We start from the raw sequence: 12,849 nt of genomic DNA, 5'->3' as shown, positions 1-12,849 counted from the left end.
TGCGCGTATTCAAAAGTAAGTGCCTACTACTTGGTCAAGGCTTGCTGCCACTCGCGAACCCAGCTGCGACGCTGCTTGGCAACATCTTCGGCAGAAAACTCCAGGGCTTTGCCCGGCAGGGTGAGCAGCTTGAACTCGGCTGGCTGGGCGACATCCGTTACCGGATACATCCAGTTACCCGTCGGGATCACAGACTGGAATTCAGGCGTTAGCATAAAGGCCAGGAACTGGTCGGCCAGTGCTTGGTTCGGGCTGCTTTTCAGTTTTGCTGCCACTTCCACCTGCATGTAATGACCTTCGCTGAAATCGGCGGCTTTGTACTTGTCATCCTGCTCGGCGATCAGGTGATAGGCTGGCGAGGTGGTGTATGACAGCACCATATCGGACTCGCCCTTGAGGAACATGCTATAAGCCTCGGACCAACCTTTGGTGACAGTAACCGTCTTGCCTGCCAGTTGCTGCCAGGCTTGTGGGGCCTTGTCGCCGTATACCGACTTCATCCACAGCATCAGGCCCTGGCCCGGCGTCGAGGTGCGCGGATCTTGGTAGATGATGGAGAGATCGTCACGGTTGACTAATTCATCCAAACTTTTCGGTGGGTTTTCCAGTTTGGTGCTGTCATAGACAAAGGCAAAGTAGCCGTAGTCGTAAGGGACGAAGCTGGTATCGCTCCAGCCGTTTGGTAGGGTTAGCTTGCTGGTGTCCACTTGGTGCTCGGCCAGTAAGCCGGTTTTCTTGGCTTCGGCAATCAGGTTGTTATCGAGACCTAGTAATATGTCGGCCTTGGTGCGTTTACCTTCAAGGCGGATACGGTTGAGGATGGATACACCGTCATCCAATGCTACGAACTCCAAATTACACTCGCACTGCGCCTCGAACGCTTTTTCGATAGCGGGCCCCGGCCCCCAGTCGGAAGCAAAAGAGCTGTAGGTGTATACCGTAAGGGTGTTGTCCGCAGCCAATGCCGGCATGGCGGCCAACGTAACAAGTGGGAGTAATTTTTTCACTATGCGCTCCTGATGCTCTTGCGTCCGGCAAGAGGAAAAATAATCGTACGAGCGGCACAGGGTTGAGCAAAAAGCAGGCGTCATGCCGGCTTTGCAAGATAAGAAGGCTTACCGTGGCGAACTCAATTCCTACGCCAGTACTAACTGGATCAGGTTCTGTGGGTTTTGCCGCAGCAATCTCAGCAGCTTGTAACAAGGCTTATGTGGCCAGCCACAAGCGCTCCCCAATGAGAACGCTTGTTATTGTAATGTGGCGGGGTGCAGGTTGCCAGCAAGAAGGCAAGATTATGCTAGCGGCTCCTCTGCTAATCGCTCCTATGTTAATGACTCTTTCGATGAAGCCATACGATTGAGCTGGCTACTTGGCATCATTGAGCGACCAGTTGTAGTCATAGCTGACCTTTCCAAGGGTAATTGATGCTCCTTGACGGTACTGGTTGATGTGTTTTTGGAGCTGGACTGTGGAGCCGAAATCGTTGCCATACCATTCATAAATCGAAGATAGCTGGGTTTTATTGCCTTGAGGGTTAACGCCCTTGCGGCTGTTGATAAAGCGGGTGGCTGATTTTTCCAGCAAGCGCTCGGTGTTGCTGGCAGTGAAAGCGTCGGGTTGGAGATCGGGGCAACCTAGGCTGGCACAGTTGACGACATAGTGAATGCGCGGATCGCGCCAGATCGGACGTAAAATCCGGTGCTCGATATCATTGAGGGAGAGCGCCTTGCCGTTAATGGTGAGCACTTTCTCATCCCAAGGGCCAAAGCTGAAGAAGCCACCCAATTTGGTGATGGAAGAGAGCGGGTAGTTATCGAGGATCAGTTTGACTGTTTGGGCATTGTAGAGGTTAACCCAGTAAGCAAACTGTTCGTTGCGGTTTAGTTGGTGCGGGTTTAGCTTGGCCAAGTCGCGCAGGTAACGGTCCAGCTCGTACTTGTCGCCATCCGATACCCGACTGTAGCGAAACAAGGTTTGCTGGGGCTGGACGACCAGGTACTTATCAAGCAGGCGCTGCCAGCGACTGTGATCAACCTTTTGTGAGTTGGATGTGGCATATTGCTGCCAGTAAGGCCAGAGATCGGCTTTGGGGGCGGCAACGGTGCTGGCCGATAGCAAGAGAAACAGCAGGCTGACAAAAAAGCGCATAGAACATCCTTAATCTTGGTCCCAAGAGACGACAGGGTTTAGCTTAGACGACCTGCTGGTAGCTAGGTTTATTGCAAAAAAGACAAAAAAACGCCCCAGTCATAGTGAGCCGGGGCGTTAATGTTATCGGTTTTTAGTGAAGACAGTAACGGCGTTACGCCAAGAACGCAGGGATCTTGCTTTCGTATTCGGCAATCTTGTCTTCGTGCTGCAAGGTCAGGCCGATGTTGTCCAGGCCGTTCAGTAGGCAGTGGCGACGGAATTCGTCAATCTCGAAGCTATATTGCTTGCCGTTGGCCGTTACTAGCATGGCCTCCAAGTCAACCGTGACCTCCGCGCCTTCGTTGGCCTCGACGTACTGGAAGATCTCATCGACTTCCTGCTCGGTCAAGCGAACCGGCACCATCTGGTTGTTGATCGAGTTGCCGTAGAAGATATCGGCAAAGCTCGGAGCAATCATCACCTGGATACCGTAATCAGCCAGAGCCCATGGCGCGTGCTCACGGGATGAGCCACAGCCGAAGTTTTCGCGCGCCAGCAAGATGCTTGCACTCTGGTAGCGCGGCGCATTCATCACAAACTCTGGGTTTGGCTGCTCGCCAGCATCATCTAGGAAGCGCCAGTCATGGAATAGGTGCTTGCCAAAACCTGTGCGGGTCACTTTCTGCAAAAACTGCTTTGGGATAATGGCATCGGTATCGACGTTGGCGGCATCCAAAGGAACGACCAAACCGGTGTGTTGTTTAAATCCTGTCATTGTCTCGTTCCTTCTCTTAAGCCGTCACTGCAACGTTGTCTAGTTCGCGAATATCAACAAAGTGCCCTGCACACGCAGCCGCTGCCGCCATCGCTGGGCTCACCAAGTGAGTACGACCGTCACGGCCTTGACGACCTTCGAAGTTACGGTTACTGGTTGATGCGCAGCGCTCGCCAGGACCCAGGCGGTCATTGTTCATGGCTAGGCACATTGAGCAGCCCGGTAGACGCCATTCAAAACCGGCTTCGATGAAGATCTTGTCCAGCCCTTCTTTTTCAGCCTGGGCTTTGACCTGCTCCGAGCCCGGAACCACAAGTGCCTGGACGTTGGCAGCTACCTTACGGCCTTTGGCAATGGCAGCGGCTGCACGCATGTCTTCGATGCGCGAGTTGGTGCAAGAGCCAATGAACACTTTGTCGACAGCAAATTCAGACAGCTTCTTACCCGCTTCCAAGCCCATGTAAGCCAATGCTTTTTCTGCAGATGCTTGCTCTACTGGGTCGGCAAAGTCAGTCGGTGCAGGGATTGGCTGATCGACAGCAATCACCTGGCCTGGGTTGGTCCCCCAAGTGACCTGCGGTTTGATGTCTTTGGCATCAAGGGTGACTACGGTGTCGAACTTGGCATCGTCGTCAGTCTTCAGCGTTTTCCAGTATTCGATAGCGGCTGCTAGATCGCCGCCTGCTGGCGAGAATTTACGATCCTTGATGTAGTCGAAGGTGGTTTGGTCTGGGGCGATAAGGCCGGCTTTGGCACCAAGTTCGATAGCCATGTTACAGACTGTCATGCGGCCTTCCATGGTTAGGTCGGTGATCGCTTCACCGCAGAATTCCACCACGTGGCCAGTACCGCCGGCTGCTGTGGTCTTGCCGATGATCGCCAGTACGATGTCCTTGGCAGTAATGCCCTCAGCGACCTTGCCTTTGACTTCGATCTTCATCGTCTTGGCACGGGCTTGCTTCAGGGTTTGGGTCGCCAATACATGCTCAACCTCAGAGGTGCCGATACCGAAGGCCAGTGAGCCGAAGGCACCGTGGGTCGCGGTATGCGAGTCACCACAGACAATCGTCATGCCCGGTAGGGTAATGCCCAACTCTGGGCCCATGACATGGACGATGCCTTGGTATTTGTGGTTCAGGTCGTAGAGGGTAACGCCAAACTCTTCACAGTTCTTGGCCAGGGTTTCCATCTGGATACGGGCCATTTCGCCAGAGGCTTTGATGTCCTTGGTCTGGGTCGAGACGTTGTGATCCATGGTCGCGAACGTTTTGCCAACCTGGCGTACCTTGCGGCCTTTTTCACGCAGGCCGTCAAAGGCCTGCGGTGACGTCACTTCATGTACCAAGTGACGGTCGATGTATAGGATTGGGTTTTCGCCTTCGGCGGCAACCGCAACGTGGGCATCGTAGATTTTTTCGTATAGCGTCTGAGGCGCTTTAGTCGTAGACATTGCTCGTTTGCTCCTTGCTGCGATTAGGCTTGGCGAACGTACTGGGCAATCTTGTCGCCCATTTCGCTGGTGCTTAGTGCCGGGCTGTTGCCCGCTAGGTCTGCGGTAAGTTCACCGGCTTCCAGTGCTTGCGATACCGCTTGCTCGATAGCGCGTGCCGCCTGCTCTTCACCCAGGCTGTAACGCAGCATCAGGGCAGCTGACAGGATTTGTGCCACTGGGTTGGCAATGTTCTTGCCTGCGATATCCGGTGCCGAGCCGCCTGCTGGCTCGTACATGCCAAACTTGTCTTGGTTCAAGCTGGCTGAAGGCAGCATACCCATGGAGCCGGTGATCATCGCGCACTCGTCCGAGATGATGTCACCGAAGATGTTCGAGCACAGCATTACGTCGAACTGTGATGGGTCTTTGATCAACTGCATGGTCGCGTTGTCGATGTACATATGGTTCAAGGTGACTTCCGGGTAGTCCTTTGCCACTTCCTCAACCACTTCACGCCACAGGATAGAGCTCTGCAGCACATTGGCTTTATCGATGGAGTATACGTTCTTGTTGCGTAGCATCGCTGACTCGAAAGCGATGCGGGCAATACGCTCGATTTCGTAGCGGTGGTAAATTTCGGTGTCGTACGCTTTTTCTTCCGGGCCTTCGCCTTCGCGGCCTTTCGGTTGGCCGAAGTAGATACCGCCGGTTAGTTCGCGGACCACAACGATATCGAAGCCGCGCTCGGAGATATCGGCACGCAGTGGCGAGAAGGCTTCCAGGCCGCTGTGGATCTGCGCCGGGCGCAGGTTACAGAACAGCTGGAAGTGCTTGCGAAGCGGTAGCAGTGCACCACGCTCTGGCTGATCGTTTGGCGCAAGGTGTTCCCACTTCGGGCCGCCTACCGATCCAAACAGGATCGCATCGGAGTCTTCACAGCCTTTCAGTGTTGCTTCCGGCAGTGGACAGCCATGGTTGTCGATGGCAATACCACCAACATCGTATTCGTTGCACGTTAGGGTGAAGCCGAATTTCTCTTGTACAGCATCCAACACTTTGTGGGCCTGCTGCATTACTTCTGGGCCAATACCGTCACCCGGTAGAACGGCAATCTTATATGTACCTGCCATGGTTATACTGTCTCCATTTGGGATTTCTGTTTAATTTCTGCAATCTGATCGGCGCGATGAATGCTGTTGATCACGTGAAGTAGTGCTTGTCCTGATGCCTCGACAATGTCGGTCGCCAAGCCGGTACCGTGGTACTTGCGGCCTTTGTAGTTGGCGATGATGTCAGCCTGGCCTAGGCCATCTTCCCCTTCGCCTTTGGCAGTCAGGTCAAATTTATCCAATACGATGTCGTAACCGGTTAGGCGGTAGATACACTGGTATAGCGCATCAACCGGACCGTTTCCTACTGCGGCTTCGCATTTCTCTTCGTCACCGCACTGTAGCTTGATGCTGGTGGTCGCCATCACGCTGCCTGACTGTACGCTTAGGTAGTTCAGCTTGAAGAAGTCATCTTCCTCGCGCAGGTTGGCAAAGTGCATCAAGGCTTCCAAGTCGTAGTCGAATACCTGGCCCTTGCGGTCGGCCAGCTTCAGGAAGTCGGCGTACAGCTCGTCTAGGTTGTATTCGTTTTCGGTGTAGCCCAGTGTATCCATGTGGCTCTTCACGGCGGCGCGGCCCGAGCGTGAGGTTAGGTTAAGGGCTTGGTTCTTAAGACCAATCGACTCAGGGGTCATGATCTCGTAGGTGTTTTTGTTCTTCAGCATGCCATCTTGGTGGATGCCAGAAGAGTGGCTGAAGGCGTTGGCACCGACGATAGCCTTGTTGGCCTGTACCGGCATGTTGCACAGCTGGCTGACCATCTTGCTGGTACGGTGGATTTCGTCGTGCTTGATATTGGTGTGGACACCCAGTAACTCGGCGCGGGTCTTGATGATCATGGCGATCTCTTCCAGCGAACAGTTACCGGCACGCTCGCCGATACCGTTGATTGTCCCTTCTACCTGGCGGGCACCGGCCTGGACCGCCGCCATCGAGTTGGCAACGGACATGCCCAGGTCGTCGTGGCAGTGCACCGAGATAATCGCCTTGTCGATATTAGGTACGCGCTCGAACAGCTGGCCGACGATACCGCCAAATTCGCTAGGCAAGGTATAGCCCACGGTGTCTGGGATATTGATGGTAGTGGCACCGGCATGGATTGCCGCTTCAACCATACGGCACAGGTTGTCGATTGGGGTACGGCCGGCATCTTCACATGAGAACTCGACATCGTCGGTGTAGTTGCGGGCACGCTTGACGGCAGCAACACCCATCTCAATCACGTCATCGTAGCTGCGGCGCAGCTTGTCCTGTACGTGGACCGTTGAGGTCGAGATGAAGGTATGGATACGGAATGCTTCGGCCACTTTCAACGACTCGGCAGCCACATCAATGTCTTTGGCAACGGCCCGGGACAGGGCACAGACACGGCTGTTCTTGATGTGCTTGGCAATGGTCTGGACCGACTCGAAATCGCCGGGAGAGGATACAGGAAAGCCCGCCTCGATAACGTCAACGCCAAGGCGTTCAAGGGCATAAGCGATCTGCAGTTTTTCTTTTACCGTCAGGCTGGCGGATAGGGCCTGTTCACCGTCCCGTAACGTGGTATCGAAAATGATGACCTGATCTTTCATTGCTACTTCCTTTCATTGGCTGCCGTTATTGGCGTTGTCTGCATCCGCTTGCGCTGGCCTGTATAAGAAAAAACCCGCGCAGTCTGCGCGGGTTTTTTGAATTCTTAGTGGTGTTTCTCACCCATAAGCTACCCGCGCGATCTTGTCACGATAAGGAGGAGGCTTAGGAGAAGAGATGAGAAACGCATTTTCATAATTGAAATAAATCCACAAACTTGGTTAACAAATGAATACCAAATAGACAGGCTGACCGTCAACCCTAAATTGCATGTTTATTTTATTTTAATGGTTATTCAGTTGATATTCCGTGGCTGTAATGACAAATCAGACCAGTTGTATTCATGGTTGCTATGACGGAATAGCTCGGTAAGGGTTCAAGTAATAGTTCGAAGAGGCAAAGCAGAATGTTATTTCTTTGTTGGCATCACATCAAAGAAGGCAAATCTCTCTTATATTAAAATTAATCAATTGATTAAATTGTGGGGAATTAATGTCCTGTTAGTCTGACGGGCAAAGCTTAAAATTAATCAAGTGATTAATTGAGCGAAGCGAAAGCAGAATGTACGCAATAACAAAGGTTTTAGGGAGGTGTCATGGTTGGTAAGGCTGGCCGCCCTGTTGGTGATTCAGATGCCAGGCAGCGGTTGATTGTTGAAGCGAGGAAGCTGTTTGTCAGCTTGCCTTACGGCAAGGTGTCGACAAGGCTGATAGCCAGCCGTGCTGACGTGAATGTGGCACTGATCCGCTACTACTTCGCCAACAAGGCTGGTCTGTATGAAGCCATGCTGAGAGAGACGATTACTCCGATCCATGCCCAGTTAAAAGTCGCCTTGGACAAGGGGGACTTTGCCTCTATCGGTGATTTGATGCGTACCTATTATCGTATCATGGCACCTAATCCGGATATGCCCAAGTTGATCGCCCGGGCCATGATGATGGAACCAACGGATCTACAACGTCAGACCATGGAAAAGATTTTCAATGAGGTAGCACGCCCGGCGATTGAAGTGATGTTCCAGCAATTGCAGAAGCAAGGTGAGCTTAGGGCTGACGTATGTCCAGATAAGGCGAGAATGAGTTTTATCAGTTTGATGGTATTTCCTTTTCTCATTCCGCCTTCGATGCTGACGCTGCAAAATATTGAAATGAATGAAGCCTATTTGGCTGAACTGGCCGAACATAATGTCAATCTGCTGGTACGTGGCCTGACAATGCCAAAGGAAGAGGATAAACCATGCTGAAGAATCGAAAATTACTCCTGTTTCCTGCTGTATTGGTCGGTGTGGTGATTTTGGTATTGGCCATTAACCTGCGCCCGTCACCGGAAGTGAAGCCGGCGCTCGAGCGGGCACGGGTAGTGGATGTGATCAACCTCCAGCAGCAAATGCTCGCGCCGCAAGCTGCCGGTTTTGGTCGAGTTGCCCCCAAGGTGGAGTGGCAGGCTATCGCCGAAGTATCGGGCAAGGTGGTCTATCGCCACCCTGACTTGAACAAGGGCCGGGTGCTTGACGCCGGTACGGTGCTGTTGAAAATCGATCCGTTGGACTACGAGCTGCGTTTGGCGCAGGCTGAAGCGGATGTCAGTGCCAGCCAGGCCCAGTTGGCCAAGCTCGGGCAGGAAGAGCAAAACCTCAAAACCACCCTTAAGATAGAAAAAAACCGGTTGGCAATCAGCAAGAAGGAGTTGGCGAGAAAGCAGGAGCTACGAACCAAAGGGTTAACCTCGCAATCGACGGTTGACCTTGAGCAGCAAAACGCATTGGCCAGCCAAAAAGTGGTGCAGGAAATCGAAAACCAGCTTATCGTTCTGCCCAACGAGCACAAGGTGACGCTTGCCCAGCTGGAAGTCAACTTGTCGCAAGTGAGGGAGGCGAAACGCTCGCTGGAAAAAACCGTGATCATCTTGCCGATTGATGCCCGGATCTCCACTGTCGATATCGAGCAGGATCAGGTCGTCAATACTCAGCAGGTGATGGTAGTGGCACACGGTATCGACACAGTTGAAATTGATGTCCAGATCGCCCTGCATGACATGCAGGTATTGGCTGCCAGCCTGACCCAGTACACTGCCCATGCCGATGGCAAGCCACGCGCTGATCAGCTGGATCTCAGTGCCAGTATCCAGCTCTCGAGCGGTAGCTTTATCCAGCAGTGGCCGGCGGAAGTGACCCGGATCAGTGATACGGTCAATGCTAACCAGGCAACTGTCGGGGTGATCCTTGAAGTGGATCAGGATTATAGCCAGTTGTCGCCAGAAACGGCCCCGCCATTGGTCAACGGTATGTTTGTCGAAGCCAGGCTTTCGGGCCAGCCCAACCCGCATTGGGTGATCCCCGAACGTGCTCTTCACGGCGATAAAGTCTACTTAGTTGATAGTGACAGCAATCTTAAAATTCAGCCGGTAACTGTGCTGTTCCGCCGTGACGGCCAAGTGGCAATTAACGGTGATCTAGCATCCGGCACCCAACTGGTGGTCAATGATCTCTTGCCTGCGGTGGCGGGTATGGCGCTCAAAGTCGTGACAGTGAATGGTAAGCCTGTTGAAGAGGCCCAGGTTCAAGACCAGGATCAGGAGCCGGTATCATGATCCGTTATTTTTCCCGCCACCCAACCGCTGCCAACTTGATGATGTTGGCATTGATTATTCTTGGTTTGGTGTCGCTACCGAAGATCAAACGCGAAACCTTTCCTGAGTTTGCGCCGCCTTACATTATTGCCTCGGTAGTTTACCCGGGCGCCTCGCCACAGGAAGTGGAAGAGAGCATCTGTATGCGAATGGAAGATGCGGTCGATGGGCTAGCCAATATTGTTGAGACCCGCTGTGAAGCGGTGGAAGGCTCGGCATCTTTGATCCTCAAGCTGACCAACAGCGAGGTTGTCTCGCGAATGCTGGTGGATGTCCAGACCCAGATCAACGCGATCAATGACTTCCCGACTGAAATCGAATCACCGATTGTCCGTGAGCTGGACTGGAACGAGCCGGTGGTAGATGTCGCTATCAAAGCCGACACCAGCTTGCCGCACCTCAAAGCTTACGCCGAACAGCTCAAACGAACCCTCAAGCTCGACTACGGTGTCTCGCTGGTCGAAGTCAGTGGTTTTTCCGATCACCAGCTTCGGGTTGAACTCGATGAGGTGGCGATTCGCCAGCTTGGCCTCAGTGTCAGTGATATTGCCAGCAAGCTGAGCCGGCAGAACATCAAGCTGCCTAGCGGTAATATCGAGCTGGCAGACCGTAATTTGCTGATTCGATTTGATGAGCAGAAAATTACCCCCGAGACGATTGCCCGGACGGTTGTCGGCGCCGATGCCCAGGGGGCGGTGCTGCGGCTAGGGGATGTCGCGACGATTACCGACCGTTTTGCCCTCGACGAACAGAAAGTATTGTTTGATGGCGTGCCGTCGGCCATGCTGCGAGTCAGCAAGAACAAGGCGGATGATGCCCTGCGGATCAAAGAGCGGGTCGAAGCCTTTGTCGAGGCCGAAAACCAGCGCGCGCCGACCGGCGTAACCCTGACCCTGACCAACGATCTCTCCTCGTTGTTGTGGGACCGCCTGACCATGATGGTCAAAAATGGCTGGCAGGGGGTGATACTGGTTTTTGCCGTGATGTGGCTGTTTTTCTCGTTCCGCTATTCATTCTGGATTGCCGCAGGGCTGCCGGTCGCCTTCCTCGGCAGTATGTACTTGATGGCGACCTTTTCTTTATCTATCAACATCATGTCCCTGGTTGGCTTGTTGATGGCGATCGGGATCATGATGGACGATGCGATCGTGATTTCCGAATCCATTGCTTCCCACCTTGATCGCGGCCAGAAGATCCAGGACGCGGTTTATAACGGGGTGAAGAAAGTCTTGCCGGGGGTCGTGTCGTCGTTTCTGACCACCATATGTATTTTCGGCAGCTTGATTTTCCTCGAAGGGGAGATGGGCGCGGTGCTGCGGGTGGTGCCGCAGGTGTTGATTTTGGTACTGTCGATCAGCTTGATTGAGGCGTTTTTGATCCTGCCAAGTCACCTCAGTCACTCCTTACACCGCCAGAAACAAGAGAAGCTTCCGCCCCGCTGGAAGCAGCGCTTCTTGGCCGGGTTTGAGCGGTTCCGCAATGAGCGCTTAGTGAAAATGGTGGCTGTGGTCGTACAGTGGCGCTATCTGTTTGTCGGCGGAGTCATTGGTTTGCTGTTTGCCTCATTTGCGTTGCTGGCTGGTGGAGGACTCAAGTTTGTCGGTTTTCCGGAGTTGGATGGCGACATTGCTGAAGCGAGGGTCATTTTGCCACCGGGTTCTACCTTGGGCCAGACCGAAGCTGTGGTCGATGAAATCGTGGCTTCGGCAAAACGCCTAAATGAAGAATGGAGAGAACGCAACGAAGGCGGTGATTCTCTGGTGAGGAATATCACCGAGCAGTTCAACTTCAATGCCGATGCTGACGAGAGCGGGCCGCACGTCGCCACGGTTAGGCTTGATTTGCTCAGCGCCGAGATCCGCAACAGTTTGATTGATGAGTTTATCGATGCCTGGCGGGAAGATGTTGGCGAGCTGGCCGCCCCGGTGGCCTTGGTTTACAAGCAGCCAATGATGGGGCCGGGCGGGCGTGCCATTGAAGTGCGGATGCAGCACGATGACTTGGCGATGCTCAAGGCTGCCTCGGTAGAAACGCAGCAGTTCTTCAATGAGTTTGCTGGGGTATCGGGCGTGCTAGATGATATGCGGATGGGCAAACCGGAAGTGCTGATCCGCCTGCGCCCGGGGGCGGAAGCCTTCGGTGTTGACGGTCAGATGATCGCTTCCCAGCTCCGCTCGGCCTATTTCGGTCAGACTGCCGATGAAATCCAGATCGGGCCCGAGAATATCGAAATCGAAGTGATGTTCAACAAAGAGCGGGCGGCAGATCTGCAAAACTTATCGAGTTTTCCGATCATTCTGTCCGATGGCAGCCAGATCCCACTGGCCTCCGTCGCAATCCTCGAGCACCAGCGCAATTATGTCCGTATCCAGCGGATCAATGGCCTGCGTACCTTGAGTGTCTATGGTGACCTGCAAGAGAGTGTGATTAGCTCTGGCGAAGTTCTGAACCAGTTTAGGGCCAAGTTGATGCCCAAATTGCAGCAGGACTACCCGGGACTGCGCTTTGATTTCGAAGGGGCGGCCAAGGATACCGCGGAAACCGGCCAGTCGATGGCGACCGGCTTCATGCTGGGGATCTTCGGCGTGTTTGTGATCCTCAGCTTCCAATTCCGCAGTTACCTCGAGCCGTTCGTGGTATTGCTGGCGATACCACTCGCGCTGATAGGGGTATTCTGGGGCCATTTACTGCTGGGGCACCCGCTGAGTATGCCGAGTATGATGGGCTTTGTATCGTTGGCCGGGGTGGTGGTCAATGACTCTATCTTGCTGGTGCAGTACATCCGGCATCATCTCGATGATGGTGACGATATCGAGAAGGCTGTGGTACAAGCGAGTCGCGAGCGATTCCGGGCGGTGTTCCTTACTTCATTGACGACGGCGGCTGGTTTGTTGCCTCTCATGTTGGAAACTAGCCTACAGGCTCAGGTGATAAAGCCTTTGGTGATTTCGATTGTGTTCGGGATCTTCACCTCGACCTTGCTGGTGCTGTTTATGATCCCGGCTGCGTATGTCATTCTCTCTGACTTCAAGTTGGTCCATCGCCACGAAAAATTGGTCTCTGCGTAGCGTTTAATTGTCATAGCTACAGATAATCCTTCCGTTGTTCTTTTCTGTATCGGGCACGGAAGGATTGTCATTATCCCTCCTCCAAAGCGTCACTTCGGTGTCATATCCCTTTCCTAATCTGAACAAGAGTTAATC

General features: G+C 53.5%; 9 protein-coding genes and 1 riboswitch. Of the genes, 3 read left to right on the top strand and 6 right to left on the bottom strand.

Translation table 11 applies throughout. From position 1 onward, the window contains the following. Positions 1-26 precede the first annotated feature (26 nt). The 6 genes from thiB to leuA form a co-directional block, all read right to left on the bottom strand. A complete protein-coding gene (thiB, locus tag R2X38_RS18890; protein ID WP_317523892.1) occupies positions 27-1,007 on the bottom strand; it encodes a thiamine ABC transporter substrate binding subunit in 981 nt (326 codons plus the stop codon). A 109-nt stretch (positions 1,008-1,116) separates the two neighbouring features. After that, a riboswitch (TPP riboswitch) is annotated at positions 1,117-1,244 on the bottom strand. A gap of 121 nt (positions 1,245-1,365) precedes the next feature. Beyond that, positions 1,366-2,148, bottom strand: a complete 783-nt coding sequence (locus R2X38_RS18885) for a DUF547 domain-containing protein (protein WP_317523891.1) — start codon at positions 2,146-2,148, stop codon at positions 1,366-1,368. Between the two features lie 154 nt (positions 2,149-2,302). Next, on the bottom strand, positions 2,303-2,905 hold the full coding sequence (gene leuD / locus R2X38_RS18880) for a 3-isopropylmalate dehydratase small subunit (RefSeq protein WP_317523890.1): 603 nt from the start codon (positions 2,903-2,905) through the stop codon (positions 2,303-2,305). 16 nt (positions 2,906-2,921) lie between these two features. Continuing rightward, positions 2,922-4,355 (bottom strand): 3-isopropylmalate dehydratase large subunit, encoded by a 1,434-nt coding sequence (gene leuC, locus R2X38_RS18875; RefSeq protein ID WP_317523888.1) that lies wholly within the window; start codon positions 4,353-4,355, stop codon positions 2,922-2,924. 23 nt (positions 4,356-4,378) lie between these two features. Beyond that, the gene (gene leuB, locus R2X38_RS18870; RefSeq protein ID WP_317523887.1) at positions 4,379-5,467 is read right to left on the bottom strand and encodes a 3-isopropylmalate dehydrogenase; all 1,089 of its coding nucleotides are present in this window, start codon (positions 5,465-5,467) and stop codon (positions 4,379-4,381) included. Between the two features lie 2 nt (positions 5,468-5,469). Further along, positions 5,470-7,020, bottom strand: a complete 1,551-nt coding sequence (gene leuA / locus R2X38_RS18865; protein ID WP_317523886.1) for a 2-isopropylmalate synthase — start codon at positions 7,018-7,020, stop codon at positions 5,470-5,472. A 593-nt stretch (positions 7,021-7,613) separates the two neighbouring features. On the opposite strand from leuA, the gene R2X38_RS18860 reads away from it, so the two are divergent. Genes R2X38_RS18860 through R2X38_RS18850 form a run of 3 tightly spaced genes read left to right on the top strand, consistent with a single transcriptional unit; the run spans position 7,614 to position 12,714 of the window. Beyond that, positions 7,614-8,261, top strand: coding sequence for a TetR/AcrR family transcriptional regulator (locus R2X38_RS18860; RefSeq protein ID WP_317523885.1), 648 nt, complete (start codon positions 7,614-7,616; stop codon positions 8,259-8,261). Further along, positions 8,255-9,607, top strand: coding sequence for an HlyD family secretion protein (locus R2X38_RS18855; RefSeq protein WP_317523884.1), 1,353 nt, complete (start codon positions 8,255-8,257; stop codon positions 9,605-9,607). Before R2X38_RS18860 ends, R2X38_RS18855 begins: the two co-directional genes overlap by 7 nt. Next, on the top strand, positions 9,604-12,714 hold the full coding sequence (locus R2X38_RS18850; RefSeq protein WP_317523883.1) for an efflux RND transporter permease subunit: 3,111 nt from the start codon (positions 9,604-9,606) through the stop codon (positions 12,712-12,714). Before R2X38_RS18855 ends, R2X38_RS18850 begins: the two co-directional genes overlap by 4 nt. Positions 12,715-12,849: the final 135 nt, after the last annotated feature.

The organism is Photobacterium rosenbergii (assembly GCF_033022775.1).
Taxonomy (GTDB): Bacteria; Pseudomonadota; Gammaproteobacteria; order Enterobacterales; family Vibrionaceae; genus Photobacterium; species Photobacterium rosenbergii_A.
The sequence above is the reverse complement of the archived record's forward strand: the minus strand, read 5'-3'. Positions and strand labels throughout refer to the sequence as shown.